A 19,638-nucleotide genomic window follows, 5' to 3' on the forward strand; every position below is an offset into this window, starting at 1 on the left:
CCTTGCAGGCGCGGAAAAGCAAATGCGAGACGTTGACGACGGCAAATGGTATCAGTTGCGCCCGATCGCTGCAGCCGACTTCGGCTGACCGGTGTCAAGACGACGACGCCCGCCGTCATATGACGGCGGGCGTCGCACCTGGGACGGCTCGGAGGGTCAGTAACCCAGCAGCATCGCCGGCAGGCCGGTGATCAGCACCGGGAAGAAGGCCATCAGCACGCAGGCCAGGACGATCAGCGCCACGAAGGGAATGACCGCGCGGTAGAGGTCGACGATCTCCACTCCGGGCGGCGCCACCCCCTTGAGGTAGAAGAGCGCATAGCCGAACGGGGGTGTCAGGAAGGAGGTCTGCAGTACCACGGCGACCATCACCACGAACCACAGCATATCCACGCCCATGGTGTCGACGATGGGCAGCATGATCGGGAAGCTGAGCAGCACGATGCCGGTCCAGTCCAGGAACATGCCCAGGATGAAGACCAGGAACAGCATCAGGATCAGCGCCCCGGTGGTGCCGCCGGGCATCGCCGTCACCACGTTGTGGATGACGTCCATGCCGCCGCCGATGGAGAACACCCCGGTGAAGGCGGTGGCCCCCACCACCACCAGCATCACCATGGTGGTGGTCTTGCTGGCCTCGATCAGGGTGCGATAGCAGGTGGAGGCCTTGCGGTCGCCGAAGATCAGGAACAGCAGGAAGGCGATGAAGACCCCGATGGCCGAGGCCTCGGTGGCGGTAGCGATGCCCAGGAACAGCGAGCCCAGCACGCCGAGGATCAGCGACATGGGCGGCAGCACATACTTGCCGAGCATGATCAGCAACTCGCCGGTCGAGGTCTCGGCGCGCTCCGCGGCCGGCACGGCCGGGCCATAGCTGGGCTTGATGAAGCAGATGATCAGTACGTAGAGCGCGTACATGGTGCCTAGCATCACCCCGGGTACCAGGGCGCCGGCGAACAGCGCGCCCACCGAGACCGGCGAGTAGCTGGCCATCAGGATCAGCATGATGCTGGGCGGGATCAGGATGCCCAGGCAGCCGCTGGCCATGATCACCCCGGTACTCAGCTCCTTGTTGTAGGAGTACTTGAGCATCGGCACCAGGGCGATCATGCCCATCACCGCGATGGAGGCGCCGACGATGCCGGTGGTGGCTGCCAGCAGTACCGAGACGATGACCACGGTGAGTGCCAGGCCGCCGCGCAGGTTGGCCAGCAGCAGGCGCATGGTGTCGAACATCTTCTCGGTGACGCCGGAGTCATTGAGGAAGCGTGCCATCAGCACGAACAGCGGGATGGCCACCAGGACATAGTTGTCCATGGAGTTGCCGTAGATGTTGTTGATCAGGATGCCCAGGGTCTTGGCACCGGGGCCGAGCCAGGCGCCGAGCACGGCCACGCCGCCCAGCACGAAGGCCAGCGGATGGCCCATGAACAGGCCAATCAGCAGACCACTGAACATGAACAGGGTGAGCATCTCGGGGCTCATGCGGTGGTCTCCTTGCGCAGTTCGTCGAAGGCGCGGATGACGATGGCGATGGCCTGCAGCAGCAGCAGCACGGCGGCCACCACGATCACGGCCTTCACCGGGTAGACCGGGATGGACATCATGCCGTAGGTGGTCTCGCCGCGGCTGAAGGAGCGCTCGAAGAAGGCCCAGCCGAAGGTCAGCAGCATCCAGATGAAGGGCACGAAGAAGAGCAGGTAGCCGAGGATTTCCAGCACCGCCTGCTTGCGGCGGGAGAGCAGGCGCTTGAGCACGTCGACCTCGACGTGGGCGTGATGGCGCAGGCCGAAGGCGGCCATCAGCATGAAATGGGCGCCGAACAGCATCTTGGTGACATCGAAGGCCCAGTCGCTGGGACGTCCGATGAAGAAGCGGGCGGCGATATCATAGATCACGATCAGCGTGATCACGGCAAGAAGTGGGGCGATCAGGCGTCCGAACCCCTCGTTGAGGGCATCGATGGCCCTGGCAATGGCGTTCATGGTGAGGCTCTCGGAAACAGGCGAATCAGACGAAAGGCGGCGCCAGGGGCGCCGCAGGGGAGCCGGGCCCACGAGGGCCCGGCGGTTTTCCCGATTACTGGTTCATGCAGGCCTCGAGCTCCTCCAGGGACGGCAGGTTGTCCATGGTGCGGCTCATGTTGAAGGGCACGGTCACGTCACGCCAGTTGGCGTAGTGCTCCAGGTAGCTGACCATGGAGTGGTAGACCTTGGCATGCATCGGGTCCTCGCAGGCGCCCTGCAGGATCACCTCGTTGGTGACCTCCTGGATGCGGGCCAGGTCTTCCTCGGACAGCTGGTTGATGGTCATGCCCTCGTCCTTGAACTTGACGGTGGCATCGGTGGAGCCGCGCTCGGACCAGGCCAGCGACCAGGTCATGGTGGCCTCGGCGGCGATCTTCAGCTTCTCCTGGGTCTCCTCGGAGAGGGCATCCCAGGCGTCCTTGTTGATCATCACGCCGAACACGCTGGCGGACTGGTGCCAGCCCGGGGTGGACCAGTAGTCGGCGACTTCGCCGAAGCCGGCCTTGTAGTCGACCCCCGGGGTGGAGAACTCACCGGCGTCGATCACGCCGCGCTCGATGGCCTGGTAGACCTCGCCGCCGGCCAGGGTGACCTGCGAACCACCCAGCTTCTCGAGCACGCGACCCTGGTCGCGGCCGGAGAGGCGCAGACGCTTGCCCTCGAGGTCGGCGATGCTCTCGATGGGCGTGCCGCCCATGAAGCCGGACTCGTTGTTGGTGATCCCGTAGGGCAGGTAGACCATGTCGTACTCGCCGTAGACTTCTTGATACAGCTCGAAGCCTCCCCACTGGTTGATCCAGTTGAGGTAGTCCACGCCGTTGAACAGGCTGGTGGTGGTGGCCAACGGCGAGAAGGCCGGGCTCAGGCCGGCCCAGTAGCCGGGCCAGTCAGCGGCGGCCTCGATGGCGCCGGTCTGGGTGGCGTCGAACACCTCGCTGCCGGGCATCAGGGTGCCGCCAGCGCGGAAATCGATGGTCAGTTCGTCGCCGGCCAGCTTGTTGACCAGCTCGACCCAGTGACGATCCATCTGGATCAGGTCCAGGTTGTCCGGCCAGGTGGAGGTCATGGTCCACTCTTCCTGTGCCTGGGCGGTGGTGCTCAGCGTGGCCAGGGCCACGCCGGCGGCCAGGCCGGTGAGCGTGAAGGTGCGCAGTGCTTTCATGTTGTTCTCCCTTCGGGTCTGAGCAGGCGGCGGCGCCTCTCGGCGCCGACCGGATAATGTCGGGTTGCGGAAGCCGTAGGCATGTTGCATTGGCATATCCGCAACTTCGGCCCCAGGCTAGCACGCTATTGGCTTGCCCGACGATCTCGCCGCTGTGACGGAGGTGCCCTCCGCGGGCAAGGTGTCGGTACCGGTATCGTGGCATTACAGGGCCGAGACGCTGTCGATAAAACGTTTCTGTATCAATAGGTTGGCTTTAGTTTACGTTAACGTAAAGGTTGCGGTGTGCGGGGCTTTCAGCGTTGAATCTTGCATCGCCATAAGACCAAAGTGCTAGGAGCGACCGCGGTGCCAGGGGAGGGACGATGATCCAGAGGCAAGAGGAAGAGGCCAGAGAAGGGGGCGAGCGGCACGCCACGACGCGGCCATTGCTGGCCCATGCCAGGCGGCTCGGCCGGCGTCGCTGGCGGGGATTGGTGTGGCTGCAGGGCGCGCCGGAGGCGTGTCATGGGGCCGCTGTCGAGCTATGGAGAGCCGGTGGCTGGCATACGCCCCTCTGGGTGGCACCCGAGGGCCCCCGGGAGGTCGATGAGATTCACTGGCTGGCGCCCGCCCGGGCGCGCACTCGGCTGGGGGGGGAACACGATCTGCTGGTGATCGACGCCGTCTCCTGCGGGGCGGGCTTCGACCCCGATGCCGTCGCGGCCCTGGCCGGCACCCTGTGCGCCGGCGGCCTGCTGGTGCTGATGACCCCGGATGACTGGGGCGCCCGTCCGGATGCCGACTATGTGCGGCTGGCCGAGCACCCCTGGCGGCCCGAGGCGCTCTCCAGCCGCTACCTGGCCCGGCTGGCGCGGTTGTTGGCAGGCGCCGACGAGGTGATTCGCTGGCGCGCCGGGCAAGTGCCGTGCCTGCCCAGGCTCGCCGTCCGCGAAGTTCGCAGCGGGGTGACGGTGGCCGATGGCGACTGCCTGACCGCCGACCAGGCCCAGGCGGTGGCCCGCCTGGGCCGCCTGCGTCGCCGGCGGCCACTGGTGATCACCGCCGACCGCGGACGCGGCAAGAGCGCCGCCCTGGGCATCGCCTGCGCCCGCTGGCTGGCCGCGGGGGAGGGCGAGGTGCTGGTCACCGCGCCGCGTCCGGCGGCGGTGGATAGCCTCTTTGAACGCCTGGCGGCGCTCTGCCCTCACGGCGAGCGCCGGGGCGGCGCCTTCGTCACCGACCGCGGGGCGGTGCGCTTCGTGGCCCCCGATGCGCTGGCCGAGCTGGCTCGGCAGGGTGAGCTGGGCGGCGCCGGACGACTGCTGCTGGTGGATGAGGCGGCGGCGATCCCCGCCGGGCTGCTTGGCGAGTGGCTCGAGGCCTTCCCGCGCATCGCCTTTGCCACCACGGTGCACGGCTACGAGGGTTCCGGCCGGGGGTTCGCCCTGCGCTTCCGTGAGCGTCTCGCGCGCACCACACCGGAGTGGCGCGGCCTACATCTGGCCGAACCGATCCGCTGGGCGAGTGACGATCCGCTGGAGCCGCTGGTCCATCGCCTGCTGATGCTGGATGCCGAGCCTCCCGAGCCCGCGGCGCGGGCCGACGGCAGGCCGGAGTGGTTGTCGCGGGATGAACTTGCCGTCGATGAGCCGCGCCTGCGTGCCCTGTTCGGCCTGCTGGTGCAGGCCCACTACCGGACCACACCGAGCGACCTGCGTCTGCTGCTGGACGGCCCCGGCCTGGCCGTCGGCGCGCTGATGGCAGATGACGCGCCGCTGGGGGTGGTGCTGACCGCCGACGAGGGGGGCTTCGCGGCGGAGCTGGCCGAGCGGGTCGCCCGTGGCGAGCGGCGCCCCCGTGGCCACCTCATGGCCCAGTCCCTGGCCGCCCACGCCGGCTCCCGGGAAGCGCTTACCGGTCGCCTGCGCCGGGTGGTACGCATCGCCGTGGCGCCGCAGCGCCGTCGCGAGGGGCTGGGTCAGGCACTGATCGAGGCGGAACTGGAACGTGCACGTGATGATGGCCGCGACCTGCTGGGCGCCAGCTTCGGCGCGGAGCCCGGGCTGATCGCGTTCTGGCAGCGCGAGGGCTTCCGCGCGGTGCGCCTGGGATTGAGCAGAGAGACCGCCACCGGCGAGCACGCCCTGATGGTGGCGCGGGCCACCAGCGCGGGGGGTGAGGCGCTGATCGACTCGCTCGCCGTGCGTTTCCAGCGTGCCCTGCCGGGCCTGCTGGCCTTCGAGCTGCGCGATCTGGCGCCGGAAGTGGTCGCCGCCCTGCTGGCGGAGGGCGACGGACCGGCCCTTACCGACGACGATCGCCAGGATGCCGAGGATGTCGCCGCCGGCCACCGCGAACCGGCGCTGGCGCGACCGGCGCTGCAGGCACTGGTGCGTCACGCCCTGGCACGCGGCGTGCCCCCCGAGGATGCCGACCTGGCGCTGCTGGTGGCCTGGGGCTTTCAGGGGCTCGCCGGCGAGGCCCTGGCCCGGCGCCTCGGCGTGCCGGGCAGGCGCCAGACCACCGCCCGGCTGCGCCAGGCGGTGGCAGGGATTCTCAGGGCTATCACAGTGAGCCATGTGGCGATAGCGAAAGGCGCCGGGGACAGGTCGTAGAGGGGGTCCTATGCCAGGGATGGCATCGGTAGCGCCCAGGGAGGGGTTCACAGCGCCCCATCGACGGTCCGGCGCCCCGGGGCCTGTCGCCGGGATAGCCTTGAGCGGTGCTTCCATCTGCGATAACCCTGACTGGAGTCGGCCACCGCTTCCCCTGCCGGAGCGGGCTGAGTAAGGTAGGTCGGTCAATCAGGAAGGATCCCCATGAACGAACATCTCGACCGGCTCGCGCCGCAGCCGCTGTGGCGCCACTTCCGCACCCTGTGCGAGACTCCGCGCCCCTCCGGCCACGAGGCCGCCCTGGCGGAGCGTCTCGAGGCCTGGGCCGACGCCCGGGGCCTCGCCCACGAGCGCGATGCCTTCGGCAACCTGCTGATCCGCAAGCCCGCGACGCCTGGCCGCGAGGCCGCCCCGGGGGTGATCTTCCAGGGCCACCTGGACATGGTTCCCCAGGCCAACAGCGACCACCCCCACGACTTCACCCGCGACCCCATCCAGACCCGCCTTGGCGACGATGGCTGGCTGCGTGCCCGGCATACCACCCTGGGCGCCGACAACGGCCTCGGTGTGGCCGCCGCCCTGGCCATCCTCGAGGATGACGAGCTCGTCCACGGACCGCTGGAGGCGCTCTTCACCCTGGAGGAGGAGTCCGGCATGGGCGGCGCGCTCAACCTCGCCGAGGGCTGGCTTACCGGGCGCTACCTGCTCAACCTCGACTCCGAGGATCGTGGCGAGGTATTCATCGGCTGTGCCGGTGGCACCGATGTGGTGGTGGAGGCGCAGCTGCCGACCGCGGCGATGGCCGACGACGAGGTGGCGCTGCGGCTGTCGCTCACCGGCCTGCGCGGCGGCCACTCGGGAATCGATATCCACAAGGGACTGGGCAACGCCAACCGGCTGCTGGTCCGCGCGCTGCGCGCCCTGGAGCGCTTCGATGCCCGCCTGGTGAGCTACCAGGGCGGCACCCTGCGCAACGCCCTGCCGCGGGAGGCCTTCGCCGTGCTGGCGCTGCCCGAGGAGGAGCGCGAGGCTGCCACGGCCGAGATGGCAGCCCTCGAGGCCACCCTACGCGCCGAGCTGGCCGGGGTCGACGATGGGCTTTCGCTGACCCTCGAGGCGACCGAGAGGCCCGCCGACGAGCCGCTCAATCCCCAGGCGACCCACCTGCTGCTGGCCGCCCTGCACGCCGCTCCCTGCGGCGTCGAGCGCATGAGCCAGGAGGTGCCCGGCGTGGTCGAGACCTCCAATAACCTCGGGGTGGTCAGCCTCGAGAAAGGACGCTTCCAGCTCGGCGCCCTGGTACGCTCGCTGCGCGACAGTGCCACCCGGGACCTGGCCGACCGCCTGCGTGCGCTATTCGAGCTGATCGGCGCCCGGGTGCGCATCGAGAACGGCTACCCAGGCTGGACACCGCAGCCGGGCAGCGAGCTGCTTACGCGCTTCCAGCGGGTGCACCGCGAACGACTGGGCAGCGACCCGGCGGTCAAGGTGATCCATGCCGGGCTGGAGTGCGGCATCCTGGGCGGCAAGTATCCCGAACTGGAGATGATCTCCTTCGGCCCGCTGATCCGCGGCGCCCACTCGCCGGACGAGCGGGTCGAGGTCGCCTCGGTTGAGGAGTTCTGGACGCTGCTGCGTGCTCTGGTCGAAGACCTGGCTCGCCCCGCGGCCTGAACGCCGCGCCAAGCCAGACACGACAACGCCGGGCCTGGGGCCCGGCGTTGTCGTGAGAGAAACCCTGCTTGCGGATCAGGCCAGGTAGCTGGCCAGCATCCATACGGTCTTCTCCTGCTCGCGGATATAGTCGCCGGCCTGGGCGGCGGTGCCCTCGTCGTCGGCATCCGAGGCCAGGGAGAGGATCTCGCGCTGCAGCTCGATCAGCACCTGATAGCCTGCCAGCACGCCCTCGACGCAGGTCTTGCCGTCCGAGACGTTCTTGTCCTCCTTGATGCGCGAAATCTCGACGTAGTCGCTGTAGGCGTGCACCGGCTGGTGTCCCAGGGTGAGGATGCGCTCGGCGACCTCGTCGACCTTGGTCAGCAGGTCGGTGTAGAGCTCCTCGAACTTCTCGTGGAGCTGGAAGAACTGCGGGCCCTTCACGTTCCAGTGGTAGCCGCGCACGTTCATGTAGAAGATCTGGTAGTTGGCCAGCAGCTCGTTGAGCTTCTCGGCCAGCTGGCTGGCGCTGTCCTCGTGCAGGCCGATACGGTTGGTGTCGCTCATGCGAATGCCTCCTTGGTCGTTTGGGTATCCATGATCAACGTGCCGCCGGATGGCGGCCAGCGAATCCTGATCATGGCCATGATAGCCGTGTTGCATTACATCATGGCGGGCGATGCCGATTTCAAGTGACCTGCGTCACCCCGCCGCGCCTACAGTGCGGGGCTATCGCAGATGGCAGTACCGCTCAAGGCTGTTCCCGGCGCCTTTCGCCATCACCCTGTCGGTAACTGCGATTGCCCTGGCCTACACTGGAGCTGTCCAACCTCGGGAGAGAGACCATGCGTCCCTGGCCGTTGCTCTTCATGCTGGCACTGGCCGGCTGCCAGACCGTCCCCTCGACCCTGCCGGTGGCGGAGCCACCACCCGCGGCGGCCTGCCGCTGGCCGGCTGCGGCCGAGCCTCCCGGCGAGATCCTGCGCCGCGCGGTGGTCGCCCTGGAGGATGACGGCTTCCTGATCCGCCATACCGCCACCGCCCCGGCACTGGTGAGCGCCGAGCGTACCCGTATCCTGCCCGGCTACGGCAGCCGCTACGACGACTGGGAGCGCCGCGGCGTGTTCGGCGGCATCGGCCTCGGCGGGGGCAGTGGCGGCATCGGCGGCGGGGTGATGATCGGCTTCGGCGGGGTCGGTAGCCTGACCCGCGACGCCACCCAGCTGGAGCGGGTCTCGCTGCTGGTCAGCGGGAGTGAGGTGCGGGTCAGTCGCGACCTGCAGATCATCGACTGGCGCGGCGAGTTGGTGGAGACACGCAGTGCCAGCACCGAGGCCTTCTGCAGTGACCTGCACAGAGCCATGCGGGCCGGGAGTGCGCCATGAGTCGTCTGCCGATCGTGCTGCTGGTGGCCCTGCTGCTCGCCGGGTGCGCCACCCCGCGGCCAGCGGCGTCGCCCACCGAGTTGATGCTCGCCGCGCCGCCGGATGCGGCCCTGGAGGCCGCCGCCGAGGCGTTGATCGCAGGCGGCCATGTGGTGCGCCACGCCGACGCCTCTCTGGGGCGGCTCGAGGCGGTGTTCTCGCGCTGGCCTGGTTATCGAGTACTGGTCCGTGTCGAGGCCCGGGGAGAGGGCAGCCAGCTTGCGCTGACCGCCACCCGCGGCGGGCGTGTCCTGCCACCGAGCACCCTGGAGCGGCTGACGGCGGAGATCGCCGCCAGGCTTGCCGCCAGTGACTGACCGCCGCTCGGCAGGCCCGGTATCGGCCGGTGGCCCTCAGCTGGCCTTTGCCGCCTCGGGGCGCAGGTCGAGCCCCTCGATCATGGCCAATACTCGGTCACGCATGGCGGCAAGGCCGTCGAGGTCGTAGGGAGTGGCCTCGCCCTGGCCCCACACCGGTCCCGGCCAGGCGTCGTCACCCTCCCGGCGCAGCACCAGGTGCACATGCAGCTGTGCCACCACGTTGCCGAGGCTCGCGACATTGAGCTTGTCGGCCTCCATCAGCGTCTTGAAGGCCTGGCCGATCCGCCCCGCCTCCCGCCACAGTTGCTGCTGCTCCGCCTCGTCCAGTTCGAAGACCTCGCTGATACCCCGCTTGCGCGGGATCAGCAGCAGCCAGGGAAAGCGGGTATCGTTCATCAGCCGCAGCTGGCACAGCGGCAGCTCGGTGACCGGATAGCTGTCTTCCACCAGGCGGGGGTCGGGCTCGAAGTGGTCCATCAGGGCTCTCCCGGGTAATCAACGAGCGGTATCGCCTGACTGGCATCATGCCACAGAACCGCTGACACAGAACCGCCGGGAGTTTTCCCGGGCTGCCCGGGCGGCTAAGCTGTGCAGCCCGACCCCGAAAGGACGCTCCCATGACCCTGATCGAGGCGCTGGCCCTGCTGCTGATCGGCACCCTGGCCGGCTTCATCAATGTGCTCTCCGCTGGCGGCTCCATGCTCACCCTGCCGCTGCTGATGTTCCTGGGCCTGCCACCCCAGGAGGCCAACGGCACCAACCGCGTCTCCATCGCGCTGCAGAGCGTCTCGGCGGTCTACAACTTCTTCCGTGCCGGGGCGCGCCATGTGGGCCTCTCGCTACGCCTCTCGGTGCCGGCAGTGGTTGGCTCGCTGGTCGGGGCCTGGCTGGCCCTGCGCACCGGCGATGCCCTGTTCGAGGCGATCCTGATCGTGGTGATGGCGGGGTCGGCACTGCTCATGCTGCTGCCCCAGCCGCGCCTGGACACCCGTCCGCTGACGCCCGAGCGGCTGACTCCGGCGATCTACCTGGCGATGTTCGGCATCGGGCTCTACGGCGGCTTTATCCAGGTGGGGGTGGGCATCCTGTTCATCGTGGTGCTCTACCGGATGCTCAAGATCGACCTGGCCCAGGTGAATGTCTTCAAGGTGCTGATCGTGCTGGTCTATACCCTGCCGGCGCTGGTGCTCTTTCTGGTCAATGACCAGGTGCGTTGGGGTTACGGCCTGCTGTTGGCGGCGGGAAGCATGACCGGGGCCTGGCTGGCGGTGAAGGTCAACGTCAGTCCCCGCGGGGCCTTCGTGGTCAAGTGGCTCACCGTGGCGGTGATCGTGGCGATCATTCTGCGCTTGCTGATCGGGTAGGGCATGGCGTGCCGTCAGCTGCTAAATTAACCTTTGCAACACCCCGAATCCGCAAGGAGATAGAGCCCCATGAAACGATCACTGTTGATGCTGATGGCGGCGCTGTTCGCCGTGTCGCTGCTCTCCGGCTGCAATACCATTCGCGGTGCCGGCCAGGATATCGAACGGGGCGGCGAGGCGATCCAGGACGCCAGCGACTGATTCCCACCCCCCCAGGGGGACGTACCGCCGGAGCGTTTGTCGCTTCGGCGTTTTTTATCGCTTCTGAGGTAGAAACCCAGGATAGAAACCCAGGCAAGGAACCCCAGATGTTCATGACGAGACTTTCGGCGCTTGCAATCGGCCTGCTGCTGGCCGGCTGCAGCGGCATGAATGCGGCACCGAGCCCTGATCCCGCCCCGCAGCCGCCCCGGGTGGAGGCCAGCGGCGAATGTGGCGCCGAGCGCGTCCAGGATCGTGTCGGCCGCGCCTACAGCGAGGCGCTCGGCGAGGCGATCCGCGACGAGAGCGGGGCGGCCGCCATGCGGGTGATTCGCCCCGGCGAGGCGGTGACCCTCGACCATCGGCCCGATCGCCTCAACGTCCACCTCGACGAGACGGACACCATCGCCTCCCTGGACTGTGGCTAGTTGTGATCTCTCGGTAGGTTGTTCATCCGGAGCCTACCCGGAAGACTGGAGATGCGAACCAACCAACCGCTCCAGGAGGCCCGGATGAACACCCATAAGAATGCCCGTCTCACTCCCCATGGTCGAGCCCTGCTGGCTGCTCGCGTGATCCATGAAGGGCTGCGACCCAGAGAGGTCGCGCAAGCCCAAGGCGTCAGTGTGAGAACGGTCTACAAGTGGGTGCGCCGTTTCCGCGAGGAAGGTCACGCGGGTCTCCAGGACCGCACATCACGCCCTGCCCGAAGCCCCTTCGCGACAGACGCGGCGACCGTGGAGCAGATCATCGAGCGTCGTCAGCAACGCCAGACCTATCGCCAGATTGCCCAGGCACTGGGGATCGGCGAGAGCACGGTGGCGCGCATTCTCAAGCGCAAGGGGCTGAACCGGTTGGCCGCCCTGTCCCCGCCCAGGCCTGACAACCGCTATGAACACGACGCCCCCGGGGATCTCCTGCATCTGGATATCAAGAAGCTGGGACGCTTCGAGCGACCAGGGCATCGCGTGACCGGCGATCGCCAGCAGAACACGCCTGGCGCAGGGTGGGAGTACGTTCATGTTGCCATCGATGACCACACGCGAGTGGCCTTCAGCAGCGTTCACCCGGACGAGACGAGCTGGAGCGCTTGCTTAGCCCTGCTGCAGGCCATGCGCTACTACACCGGCCTGGGAATCTGCTTCACCCGGGTGCTCACCGACAACGGCGCCTGCTACCGGTCACGGCGCTTCCAGCGCCTGTGCCGGCGGCTGAGGCTAAAGCATCGCCGAACCAAGCCGTACAGCCCCCGTACCAATGGCAAGGCCGAGCGGTTCATCCAGACGGCACTCCGTGAGTGGGCCTACGCTCGGTCATACGCCAGTTCGGAGGAGCGCGGCAGGCACCTGCCTGCCTGGCTCCATCAGTACAACTGGCATCGGCCGCATGCCAGTCTGGATTACCACCCTCCGGTTAGCCGGCTGGGCCTTTCCGTGAACAACCTGGTGGGTTTACACAGCTAGTCGCTCCCTTCCCTGGCGCCGTGCTCGTCCTGGGTGCGGCGCTCCTCCTCTTCGGCCTGCTTGCGCAGTTTCTTGCGCAGGGCGGCCTTCTCGAAGCGCAGCTTCTGCAGTTTCGTCTCCAGCCTGAGCGGAGGCACGGGGGCCGGTTTGCCGTCGGAGTCCACCGCCACCATGGTCAGGTAACAGCTGTTGGTGTGACGGATCAGCTTGTTCTGGATGTCCTCGGCCACCACCTTGACGCCGATCTCCATGGAGGAGCGGCCGACGTGGTTGACGCAGGCCAGGAAGGTGACCAGCTCGCCCACGTGGATTGGCTGCTTGAACAGCACCTGGTCCACCGAGAGGGTGACCACGTAGTGGCCGGCGTAGCGGCTGGCGCAGGCGTAGGCCACCTCGTCTAACTTCTTGAGGATGGCCCCGCCATGCACCTTGCCGCTGAAGTTGGCCATGTCGGGGGTCATCAGCACGGTCATCGAGAGTTCATGCTGGCCGGGCAGGGGTTGGGTGTCCATGGGAGTCTCCTTTTGTGTTATCCACAGCATAACGCCTTGCCCCCGGCCTGGGGACAAGGCGTCAGCGTGTCGAGCGGTTGATGCCTTGCTTCAGAACCAGGTCAGCCCGATGGAGATCAGTACCCCGGTGATGACCAGCTGAATCAGGCAGAAGCCCATGATGTCCTTGGCCTTGAGGCCGGCGATACCCAGCACCGGCAGCGCCCAGAAGGGCTGCAGCAGGTTGGTCCAGGCATCACCCCAGGCCACGGCCATGGCCACCCGCGGGATCTCCACCCCCAGGGCCTCGGCGGCGGGCAGCATTACCGGCGCCTGCACCGCCCACTGGCCGCCCCCGGAGGGCACGAAGAGGTTGACGATGCCGGCGCTGATGAAGGTCCAGAAGGGGAGGGTGGTCTCGGTGGCGAAGGAGACCAGCCCCTCGGAGAGGGTCGCCGCCAGGCCGGACTGCACCATGATCGCCATGATCCCGGCGTAGAAGGGGAACTGGATGACGATGCCGGCGCCGCCCTTGATCGCCTCCTGCAGGCTGGTCAGCAGGCTGCGCGGGGTGCGATGCAGCACGATGGCCAGGAACAGGAACAGGAAGTTGACGATGTTGAGGTTGAGGCCTCCGCCGCGCAGGAAGAAGTGGTCGATCAGATAGATCAGGCCGGGGATACCCACCAGCCAGGCCAGCACCACGCTGTTCTCCATGCGTTCGGCGGGGCGGGTGATGCGTACGCGCTCCTCCTCGTCCTCACCCAGCAGCTTGGGATCGATGAAGACGCTCTCGTTCTCGTCGGGGAGCATCATGCGGTTGACCAGCGGTACGGCGATGAACAGCATCACCACGATGGCCAGGTTGAAGAAGGCGAAGACGGTGGAGCCGGTGCCGATCACGCCGATCTGGTCGACACTGAAGTGGCCCTCGGTGGCGATGGTCAGCGGTACCGAACCGGCCAGGCCGCCGTGCCACACCACGAAGCCGGAGTAGGCGCTGGCCACCAGCAGGCGGTAGTCGACGCGCACCAGGCGAGCCAGCTCCTTGGCGAACAGCGCACCCACCACCAGGCCGAAGCCCCAGTTGATCCAGCTGGCCGCTAGCGACACATAGGTGACCAGCAGGATGGCGCCGCCGGGCCCCTTGGCCAGGGCGGCCAGGCGCTGCAGCAGCTTCTTCACAGGAGGGGAGCTGGCCAGCATGAAGCCGGTGACCAGCACCAGCAGCATCTGCATCGAGAAGGTCAGCAGGTTCCAGAAGCCGTCGCCCCACATGCGCATCACCGCCAGCGGCGTCTGGCGCTCCACGGCGATGGCTGCCACCGCGGCGATGATGGTCAGCAGCAGCACGAAGATATAGGGGTCGGGCAGATAGCGTTCGACCAGCTTTACCGCCGGTCTCGAGAGGGCCTTGAGCATGGCGTTCCCTACTGTTGTGAGTGTTCTTGGTGGTCCAGCACAGAAAGTAGCGCAGCGTCAGTATCTTGCGTTATTTCGCTGCCAACGGTCCAGGCCTGTCACGCCAGTCGCTGCGGCGCCGCTGGCGGTAGTAGGCGATCAGCGTCGCCGAGCGCACCAGGGTAAACAGCGTGAAGGCCAGCCACAGGCCGTGGTTGGTCAGTGCCTCCGGCAGCAGCGCCTGGGTCAGCCACCAGGCGGGCAGGTAGACGGCGAGCCCGGCGAAGATGCTGTTGCGCATCTCGCGGATTGCCGTGGCGCCGATGAAGACGCCGTCCAGCAGGTAGCTCCACACCGCGATCAGCGGCATGGCGACCATCCACGGCAGGTAGCTGGCGGCGGTTTCCTGCACCTCCGGCAGGCCGGTAAGCAGGGCGATCAGCGCCTCGCCGCCCAGGGCGAAGGCCAGCGAGGCGAGGCCGGCTGTGGCCAGCGAGAACCAGGCCGCGCCGCGCACCGCCTGGGCAAACTCCTTCCAGCGCCTGGCCCCCACCGAACGCCCGGTAAGGGCCTCGGCGGCATGGGCGAAGCCGTCCAGGGCGTAGCTGGTGAGCATGATGAACTGCAGCAGCACGGCGTTGGCGGCGAGCACGGTGTCGCCCTGGGCCGCGCCCCGGGAAGTGAAGAAGGCCATGGCAAACAGCAGCCCCAGGGTACGCACGAAGAGGTTGGCGTTGACCGAGAAAAGCTCGCCGTAGGCGGCAAGCGCCAGCAGCCGGCTACGCAGGAAGCGTCCCGAGAGCCACCTGAGTTGGCGCGAGACCAGCCACAGGCCGAAGGCGAGTGCGGTGTAGTCGGCGATCACCGTGGCCCAGGCCACGCCGTCGCTGGTCATGCCCAGGCCCACCACGAACACCAGGTCGAGCACGATATTAACGCCGTTGGTCAGCACCAGGATCGCCAGGGTCACCCGCGAGTTCTGCTGGCCCAGGAACCAGCCGAGGATGGCGTAGTTGGCGAGCACCGCCGGCGCCGAGAGGATGCGGATCTCGGCATACTCGGCGGCCAACGCCGTGGCTACCTCGCTGCCGTCGAGCAGCCACAGCCCCAACGCGATCAGCGGTCGGGAGAGCAGGATCAAGGCCGCGCCGATGCCCGCCGCCAGCAGCAGCGACTGGCCCAGCAGGTTGCGCACGTCGCTGTCGTTCTCGCGGCCCACCGCCTGGGAGGTGAGGCCGGTGGTGCCCATGCGCAGGAAGCCGAAGCCCCAGTAGAGGAAGCTGAACAGGGTGGCACCCAGGGTCACCGCGGCCAGGTAGCGGGAGTCCGGCAGGTGGCCGACAACGGCGGTATCCACCAGCCCGAGCAGCGGCACGGTGATATTGGAGAGGATGATCGGCCAGGCCAGCGTCAGGATGCGCCGGTGTGCGGACGCGGGGGACGAAGAATCCAAGCGGCTCACGATGGGCTCCCGAGGGTTGCGAGCCGCGCAGCATGGCCGGCGGCGGGGCATAACGCAACCGCCCCGCGCTGGGGCGGGGCGGTTGTGGCAGGCAGGGTCGGTTTCCGCTTAGAAGCGGTAGCCGATGCTCGCGGAGATCAGGTCGATCTCGAAGTCCTCGCCGCTGTCGCTGATATCGTAGCGTTCGAACTCGGCACGCATCAGGATGCGCTCGACCTCATACTCGGCGCCGATACCGTAAAACGGGTCGGTACCGTCTTCGCCATAACTGCCGGTAGTGCGCTGCGCACCATTGAAGTAGTTGTCAGTAAAGTCTGCATCCCAGGCAATCATGCCGAGTTTGCCGTAGACGCTGAATCCACTCTGAATGGGCAGCTTGCCTACCAGGGCAAACCCGAAGCCATCTACGCTTAGCTCAGCATTACCAGGCTCACCGCGATAGCGGTAGCTAGCTTCTGCATCACCCAAGTCGAGATAGCTGGCTTCGATAGCAAAATTGGGATTGAACTGGTAGCCGACGAACAGCTTGTAGCCAGTGTCGCTATCGTCTACGTCAACGTTGCTGACAGCAGAGCCAGCATAATCTGCAAGGTTTGCTTGGTGCTCGATATATCCCAGGCCCGCCCCCACATAGGGCCCCTCATTGGGGTTGTACTGATAGCTCTGGGCGAAGGCGGGGCTGGCGACGAGGGTGGCCAGGGCGGCGGTGGCGATCAGACGTTTCATCATGCGCTCCATTGCATGGTGGTGGTGCAGGCAACGCCTGCAAGTTGGGCAAGCGGCGAAAGCCGTCTACCCTGATGTAAGATCCTGTGAAAGGATGTAACCTCGGGCATTCTAGAAGCTAACAATGGTTAGTGCCATACCCGATTGATCGGTTGGCTGGTACTGGCAGGACGACAACGGCAGCAGAGACTGCAGGGAGCAGGGGAATGAAAGCGATGGGCAAGCGGACCTTGATTTTCTTCGCGCTGGCGCTGGTGACGCTGCTGGGCACCACCCCGGCGGTGGCCCAGGAGCAGCGTGCGGAGGCCCAGCCGAGTGGCGGGGCGATGATCGCCGACGCGGTGATCGCGCGGCCGCTGCTGGCGGCGGCCACCGTGGGTGGCACGGCGGTGTTCCTGGTCACGCTGCCCTTCACCGCCCTGGGTGGCGGCGTGGATACCGCCGCCGAGACGCTGATCAAGACCCCGGCCGAGGCGGCCTTCCGCCGCTGCCTGGGCTGCACGGTAAGCAGGCGCGCCGACGAGCTCTAAGCCGCCAGGCTCAAGGTGTTGTCACCGTCGCAGCGATATATAGAAGCGCCGACGCCCCGCTCTCAGGAGCGGGGCGTCGTTGTATCGGTGATCGTGTGTCTGCGCGGGAGACCGTCAGGCGGCGGTGATGCGCTCATACTTGGCCATCAGTTCCTCACGGCTCTCCTCGCGCTCGGGGTCGAGGGGAATGCAGTCTACCGGGCACACCTGCTGGCACTGCGGTTCGTCGTAGTGGCCGACGCACTCGGTGCACAGCTCCGGATCGATGACGTAGATCTCCTCGCCTGGCGAGATGGCGCCGTTGGGGCACTCGGGTTCGCAGACATCGCAGTTGATGCACTCGTCGGTGATCATCAGGGCCATGGGGGTACCTCACGGAAGTCGCTGGCCGCGGTCGTCGGGATCAGCTCGGTGCAATCCCGAGCCTTGTAGTCAGGTATTGTAAAGGCTCTTCAGCGCCGCGGCGACCCTGGGGTGGACATGTTGCGATACGTCGCCGCCCAACTTGGCGATCTCGCGCACCAGGGTGGAGGAGATATAGGAGTTCTCCACTGCCGGGGTCAGGAATACGGTCTCGAGTTCCGGCATCTGAGCGCGATTCATGTTGGCAAGCTGCAGCTCGTACTCGAAGTCGGAGACCGCACGCAGGCCCCGCAGCAGCACGCGCGCGCCTTGCTGCTGCATGAATTCGGTCATCAGCCCCGAGAAGCCGACCACCTCGATGTTGTCGAGTCCGGCGGTGACCTCCCGTGCCAGGGCGATCCGCGTATCGATATCCAGCGCCGGGCCCTTGCCGGGGCTCGTGGCGATGGCCACCACCACCTTGTCGAAGAGTCGAGAGGCGCGCTCGATCAGGTCGAAGTGGCCGTTGGTGATGGGGTCGAAGGTGCCGGGGTATACCGCGGTTTTCATCGCCGTCACTCCTCGAGTCGTCCGAAGGGGTTGTCCACTGCCAGGGAGACCGGGCGGGCATAGCCGGGGATCTGGATCTCGGTGTCGCTGAGCGTGAGCTCCGGCCCCTCCAGCACGCCCTCGCCGAAGCGGTAGCGCGGTGCGAAGCGCCCCTGGTCGGCCTGTCGTCGGTAGGCGATAGCGGCCTCGCGGGTCGCCTCGCGGCGTACCTGCCAGGCGGCAACGGCGGCCTCGCCGTGTCGCTGCATCAACAAGCGCTCGGTCACGGCCGGGGAGAGCAATACGCCGGTAGCGTTGTTGCCGCCGAAGCCCTTGGCGTTGATGAAGGCGGCGTCCGCGGAGAAGCGCATGGCCTCGCGTGAGAGCCGCAGCCGCTCGGCATGAACGTCGTCTGCCACGGCGTCCAGGGTGGGGATGCCGGGCAGCAGGCCGTGGGCGAAGCTGCCCAGGGCGTTGGTCAGCTGGTCTCCGGCGGCGCTGCCCTGGGAGTGACCGACGAAGGCCTTCACCGCCACCACCGGCCATGCCTCGATGCCATAGGCCCGCGCCACCAGGTCGAAGACATGGGATTCGGTCACCCGGTTCTTGGGCGTGCTGGTGCCGTGGGCTTGGACGAAGGTGCGCTCGCGCAGGGCCTGTTCGCCGAGCATCTCTCGCACCAGTGAGGCGGCCTTGCCCAGGGTGATGTAGTTGCCGATGCCCGGCGCGGAGATCGAGCGTTTCCACCCATCAGCATTGACGAAGACGTCCGGCACGCTGCCGAGGATTTCGGCGCCCACCTCAAGAGCGAGGGCGTCATCCATCAGCATCACGAACTGGCTGGACTCGGCGATGGTGAAGCCGCAGTTGCGGGCGAAGGGGCGGCAGGCGCGCTGGTAGTCGGCGTCGGTCAACAGCTCCAGTGCATCCAGGGCGCGCAGGCTATCGTCGTCGGCCAGGGCCCCCATGGTGCGGAAGCCTTCGATGATTTCCGCGGTAACCGGGGCATCGGCGGTGCCCACCATCACCACCCGGCGGCGACCGGCGCGGAGGTCGTCGACCCCCAGGCGCAGATTGTAGAGGAAGCTGGCGCAGGCGCCCATGGCCGCGCCGGTGCCCCCCACGCTGCCCAGCACATAGGCGTTGAGGAAGTCGGCGGGCATCTGCCCGTAGCCCAGCGGCATCTGCTTGGAGGTGGCACGCTTGCCGGAGACGAAGCTCTTGAGCAGGCCGCCCCAACCCTCGTCGTCGAGCTGGCCGATGGAGTTGCCGGCGTAGACGGCGACCTCGTCGGGATCGAGACGGTCGCGCAGGGTGTCCCAGTCGAGGCCGCTGTCGCCCAGGCAGTCGCTGGCGGCGAAGATGGCCATGGAGAGCCCGCGCGGGTGGTGTACGCTGCGGTAGAGCTGGCTGGGCTCGAAGCCGCTGGGCAGCTGGCCGGCGGCACGCACCTGGGCGGGGCGGTGCTCGGGGAGCATCACGTCCATCTCCCCGGCGGGCACGGTCACCTCGAGCAGCTTGCGGTCGAGCTCGCGCACCTGCCAGGTGGTCGGCAGGTCCTGGGGCAGCTGGCGACGCCGGATGCGGAAGGTGAGTGGCGCGTCCAACGCCAGGCTGGCTCGACGATTGGCAGGCAGGCCTTCGTCGTTGAAGCGCGGGTCCTCGATGCGGCGGATCAGGGTATGGTCGAGGACCTGCTGGCGGGTCTGCTCGACAATGGCGCCGGGGTCCAGGGTGTGCCCTTCGGCGTCCTGCCAGCTGCCGTCCTCCTGGCCGCTGGCCAGGCGCATCATGGCGGCCAGGCCGAGCAGGGTGCGGGCCTGGTCCTCCGCGGGCAGGGCGTCGAGCACGGTACGGCGAAACGCCTGGTGGCCCGAGGTTCTGCCGGCAGGGTTCACGCCGCCCATGCCGACGATCACCGGT

The 19,638-nt window shown here is 67.4% G+C and carries 21 protein-coding genes; 9 read left to right on the plus strand and 12 right to left on the minus strand.

The annotated features are described in order from the left end of the window. Positions 1–156: 156 nt before the first annotated feature. The 3 genes from GRB96_RS00555 to dctP form a co-directional block, all read right to left on the minus strand. Entirely contained in the window at positions 157–1,485 is a 1,329-nt protein-coding gene (locus GRB96_RS00555) for a TRAP transporter large permease (RefSeq protein ID WP_161429961.1), read from the minus strand. Continuing rightward, positions 1,482–1,985, minus strand: coding sequence for a TRAP transporter small permease subunit (locus tag GRB96_RS00560; RefSeq protein WP_161429962.1), 504 nt, complete (start codon positions 1,983–1,985; stop codon positions 1,482–1,484). Before GRB96_RS00560 ends, GRB96_RS00555 begins: the two co-directional genes overlap by 4 nt. A 94-nt stretch (positions 1,986–2,079) precedes the next feature. Then, a complete protein-coding gene (gene dctP / locus GRB96_RS00565) occupies positions 2,080–3,189 on the minus strand; it encodes a TRAP transporter substrate-binding protein DctP (RefSeq protein WP_161429963.1) in 1,110 nt (369 codons plus the stop codon). A 365-nt stretch (positions 3,190–3,554) separates the two neighbouring features. Between dctP and GRB96_RS00570 the strand changes: the two genes are divergently transcribed. Together GRB96_RS00570 and GRB96_RS00575 are read left to right on the plus strand one after the other, a co-directional pair. Beyond that, on the plus strand, positions 3,555–5,786 hold the full coding sequence (locus tag GRB96_RS00570; RefSeq protein ID WP_161429964.1) for a tRNA(Met) cytidine acetyltransferase TmcA: 2,232 nt from the start codon (positions 3,555–3,557) through the stop codon (positions 5,784–5,786). Between the two features lie 204 nt (positions 5,787–5,990). Further along, complete coding sequence (locus tag GRB96_RS00575; protein WP_161429965.1) at positions 5,991–7,460, plus strand: aminoacyl-histidine dipeptidase; 1,470 nt, start codon at positions 5,991–5,993, stop codon at positions 7,458–7,460. 75 nt (positions 7,461–7,535) lie between these two features. Here GRB96_RS00575 and GRB96_RS00580 read toward each other — a convergent pair whose 3' ends face one another. Beyond that, positions 7,536–8,009 (minus strand): Dps family protein, encoded by a 474-nt coding sequence (locus GRB96_RS00580; protein WP_161429966.1) that lies wholly within the window; start codon positions 8,007–8,009, stop codon positions 7,536–7,538. Positions 8,010–8,287: 278 nt separating this feature from the next. Between GRB96_RS00580 and GRB96_RS00585 the strand changes: the two genes are divergently transcribed. Then, positions 8,288–8,827 carry a hypothetical protein gene (locus GRB96_RS00585; RefSeq protein ID WP_161429967.1) on the plus strand — a complete coding sequence of 180 codons (540 nt, stop codon included), beginning with the start codon at positions 8,288–8,290 and terminating at the stop codon, positions 8,825–8,827. Beyond that, positions 8,824–9,183: a hypothetical protein gene (locus tag GRB96_RS00590; RefSeq protein ID WP_161429968.1), complete on the plus strand. Its 360-nt coding sequence runs from the start codon at positions 8,824–8,826 to the stop codon at positions 9,181–9,183. Before GRB96_RS00585 ends, GRB96_RS00590 begins: the two co-directional genes overlap by 4 nt. Before the next feature lie 36 nt (positions 9,184–9,219). Here the strand turns inward: GRB96_RS00590 and GRB96_RS00595 are convergent, their stop codons facing one another. Further along, positions 9,220–9,663: an HIT domain-containing protein gene (locus GRB96_RS00595; protein WP_161429969.1), complete on the minus strand. Its 444-nt coding sequence runs from the start codon at positions 9,661–9,663 to the stop codon at positions 9,220–9,222. A 140-nt stretch (positions 9,664–9,803) separates the two neighbouring features. On the opposite strand from GRB96_RS00595, the gene GRB96_RS00600 reads away from it, so the two are divergent. The 4 genes from GRB96_RS00600 to GRB96_RS00615 all read left to right on the plus strand — a co-directional run bounded on the left by GRB96_RS00600 (position 9,804) and on the right by GRB96_RS00615 (position 12,214). Next, positions 9,804–10,550, plus strand: a complete 747-nt coding sequence (locus tag GRB96_RS00600) for a sulfite exporter TauE/SafE family protein (protein WP_161429970.1) — start codon at positions 9,804–9,806, stop codon at positions 10,548–10,550. 69 nt (positions 10,551–10,619) lie between these two features. Then, positions 10,620–10,751, plus strand: coding sequence for an entericidin A/B family lipoprotein (locus GRB96_RS00605; RefSeq protein ID WP_031217497.1), 132 nt, complete (start codon positions 10,620–10,622; stop codon positions 10,749–10,751). 107 nt (positions 10,752–10,858) lie between these two features. After that, positions 10,859–11,179, plus strand: coding sequence for an I78 family peptidase inhibitor (locus tag GRB96_RS00610; RefSeq protein ID WP_161429971.1), 321 nt, complete (start codon positions 10,859–10,861; stop codon positions 11,177–11,179). Between the two features lie 84 nt (positions 11,180–11,263). After that, positions 11,264–12,214: an IS481 family transposase gene (locus GRB96_RS00615; protein ID WP_161429972.1), complete on the plus strand. Its 951-nt coding sequence runs from the start codon at positions 11,264–11,266 to the stop codon at positions 12,212–12,214. Here the strand turns inward: GRB96_RS00615 and GRB96_RS00620 are convergent. From GRB96_RS00620 to GRB96_RS00635, 4 genes are all read right to left on the minus strand, one after another. Continuing rightward, positions 12,211–12,726 (minus strand): acyl-CoA thioesterase, encoded by a 516-nt coding sequence (locus GRB96_RS00620; protein ID WP_161429973.1) that lies wholly within the window; start codon positions 12,724–12,726, stop codon positions 12,211–12,213. The genes GRB96_RS00615 and GRB96_RS00620 overlap by 4 nt on opposite strands. Before the next feature lie 90 nt (positions 12,727–12,816). Next, entirely contained in the window at positions 12,817–14,127 is a 1,311-nt protein-coding gene (locus tag GRB96_RS00625) for a short-chain fatty acid transporter (RefSeq protein WP_161429974.1), read from the minus strand. A 70-nt stretch (positions 14,128–14,197) separates the two neighbouring features. Beyond that, positions 14,198–15,559 carry an MATE family efflux transporter gene (locus tag GRB96_RS00630; RefSeq protein ID WP_240894189.1) on the minus strand — a complete coding sequence of 454 codons (1,362 nt, stop codon included), beginning with the start codon at positions 15,557–15,559 and terminating at the stop codon, positions 14,198–14,200. A 117-nt stretch (positions 15,560–15,676) separates the two neighbouring features. Then, positions 15,677–16,294, minus strand: coding sequence for an outer membrane beta-barrel protein (locus GRB96_RS00635; protein WP_161429976.1), 618 nt, complete (start codon positions 16,292–16,294; stop codon positions 15,677–15,679). A 206-nt stretch (positions 16,295–16,500) separates the two neighbouring features. Between GRB96_RS00635 and GRB96_RS00640 the strand changes: the two genes are divergently transcribed. Further along, positions 16,501–16,824: a hypothetical protein gene (locus GRB96_RS00640; RefSeq protein WP_240894105.1), complete on the plus strand. Its 324-nt coding sequence runs from the start codon at positions 16,501–16,503 to the stop codon at positions 16,822–16,824. Positions 16,825–16,938: 114 nt separating this feature from the next. Here the strand turns inward: GRB96_RS00640 and GRB96_RS00645 are convergent, their stop codons facing one another. The 3 genes from GRB96_RS00645 to GRB96_RS00655 form a co-directional block, all read right to left on the minus strand. Beyond that, positions 16,939–17,187 (minus strand): YfhL family 4Fe-4S dicluster ferredoxin, encoded by a 249-nt coding sequence (locus tag GRB96_RS00645; protein WP_089679530.1) that lies wholly within the window; start codon positions 17,185–17,187, stop codon positions 16,939–16,941. A 69-nt stretch (positions 17,188–17,256) separates the two neighbouring features. Next, positions 17,257–17,736 (minus strand): pantetheine-phosphate adenylyltransferase, encoded by a 480-nt coding sequence (gene coaD / locus GRB96_RS00650; protein ID WP_161429977.1) that lies wholly within the window; start codon positions 17,734–17,736, stop codon positions 17,257–17,259. A 5-nt stretch (positions 17,737–17,741) separates the two neighbouring features. Then, positions 17,742–19,622 carry a beta-ketoacyl synthase gene (locus GRB96_RS00655; protein ID WP_161432949.1) on the minus strand — a complete coding sequence of 627 codons (1,881 nt, stop codon included), beginning with the start codon at positions 19,620–19,622 and terminating at the stop codon, positions 17,742–17,744. Positions 19,623–19,638: the final 16 nt, after the last annotated feature.

The sequence above is a fragment of the Halomonas alimentaria genome, from assembly GCF_009902005.1.
Classification (GTDB): Bacteria; Pseudomonadota; Gammaproteobacteria; order Pseudomonadales; family Halomonadaceae; genus Halomonas; species Halomonas alimentaria.

Excerpts from the sequence above, each read along its gene's own strand:
- GRB96_RS00555 (WP_161429961.1), bottom strand. The coding sequence starts at position 1,485 with ATGAGCCCCGAGATGCTCACCCTGTTCATGTTCAGTGGTCTGCTGATT.
- GRB96_RS00560 (WP_161429962.1), bottom strand. The coding sequence starts at position 1,985 with ATGAACGCCATTGCCAGGGCCATCGATGCCCTCAACGAGGGGTTCGGA.
- dctP (WP_161429963.1), bottom strand. The coding sequence starts at position 3,189 with ATGAAAGCACTGCGCACCTTCACGCTCACCGGCCTGGCCGCCGGCGTG.
- GRB96_RS00570 (WP_161429964.1), top strand. The coding sequence starts at position 3,555 with ATGATCCAGAGGCAAGAGGAAGAGGCCAGAGAAGGGGGCGAGCGGCAC.
- GRB96_RS00575 (WP_161429965.1), top strand. The coding sequence starts at position 5,991 with ATGAACGAACATCTCGACCGGCTCGCGCCGCAGCCGCTGTGGCGCCAC.
- GRB96_RS00580 (WP_161429966.1), bottom strand. The coding sequence starts at position 8,009 with ATGAGCGACACCAACCGTATCGGCCTGCACGAGGACAGCGCCAGCCAG.
- GRB96_RS00585 (WP_161429967.1), top strand. The coding sequence starts at position 8,288 with ATGCGTCCCTGGCCGTTGCTCTTCATGCTGGCACTGGCCGGCTGCCAG.
- GRB96_RS00590 (WP_161429968.1), top strand. The coding sequence starts at position 8,824 with ATGAGTCGTCTGCCGATCGTGCTGCTGGTGGCCCTGCTGCTCGCCGGG.
- GRB96_RS00595 (WP_161429969.1), bottom strand. The coding sequence starts at position 9,663 with ATGGACCACTTCGAGCCCGACCCCCGCCTGGTGGAAGACAGCTATCCG.
- GRB96_RS00600 (WP_161429970.1), top strand. The coding sequence starts at position 9,804 with ATGACCCTGATCGAGGCGCTGGCCCTGCTGCTGATCGGCACCCTGGCC.
- GRB96_RS00605 (WP_031217497.1), top strand. The coding sequence starts at position 10,620 with ATGAAACGATCACTGTTGATGCTGATGGCGGCGCTGTTCGCCGTGTCG.
- GRB96_RS00610 (WP_161429971.1), top strand. The coding sequence starts at position 10,859 with ATGTTCATGACGAGACTTTCGGCGCTTGCAATCGGCCTGCTGCTGGCC.
- GRB96_RS00615 (WP_161429972.1), top strand. The coding sequence starts at position 11,264 with ATGAACACCCATAAGAATGCCCGTCTCACTCCCCATGGTCGAGCCCTG.
- GRB96_RS00620 (WP_161429973.1), bottom strand. The coding sequence starts at position 12,726 with ATGGACACCCAACCCCTGCCCGGCCAGCATGAACTCTCGATGACCGTG.
- GRB96_RS00625 (WP_161429974.1), bottom strand. The coding sequence starts at position 14,127 with ATGCTCAAGGCCCTCTCGAGACCGGCGGTAAAGCTGGTCGAACGCTAT.
- GRB96_RS00635 (WP_161429976.1), bottom strand. The coding sequence starts at position 16,294 with ATGAAACGTCTGATCGCCACCGCCGCCCTGGCCACCCTCGTCGCCAGC.
- GRB96_RS00640 (WP_240894105.1), top strand. The coding sequence starts at position 16,501 with ATGAAAGCGATGGGCAAGCGGACCTTGATTTTCTTCGCGCTGGCGCTG.
- GRB96_RS00645 (WP_089679530.1), bottom strand. The coding sequence starts at position 17,187 with ATGGCCCTGATGATCACCGACGAGTGCATCAACTGCGATGTCTGCGAA.
- coaD (WP_161429977.1), bottom strand. The coding sequence starts at position 17,736 with ATGAAAACCGCGGTATACCCCGGCACCTTCGACCCCATCACCAACGGC.
- GRB96_RS00655 (WP_161432949.1), bottom strand. The coding sequence starts at position 19,622 with ATGGGCGGCGTGAACCCTGCCGGCAGAACCTCGGGCCACCAGGCGTTT.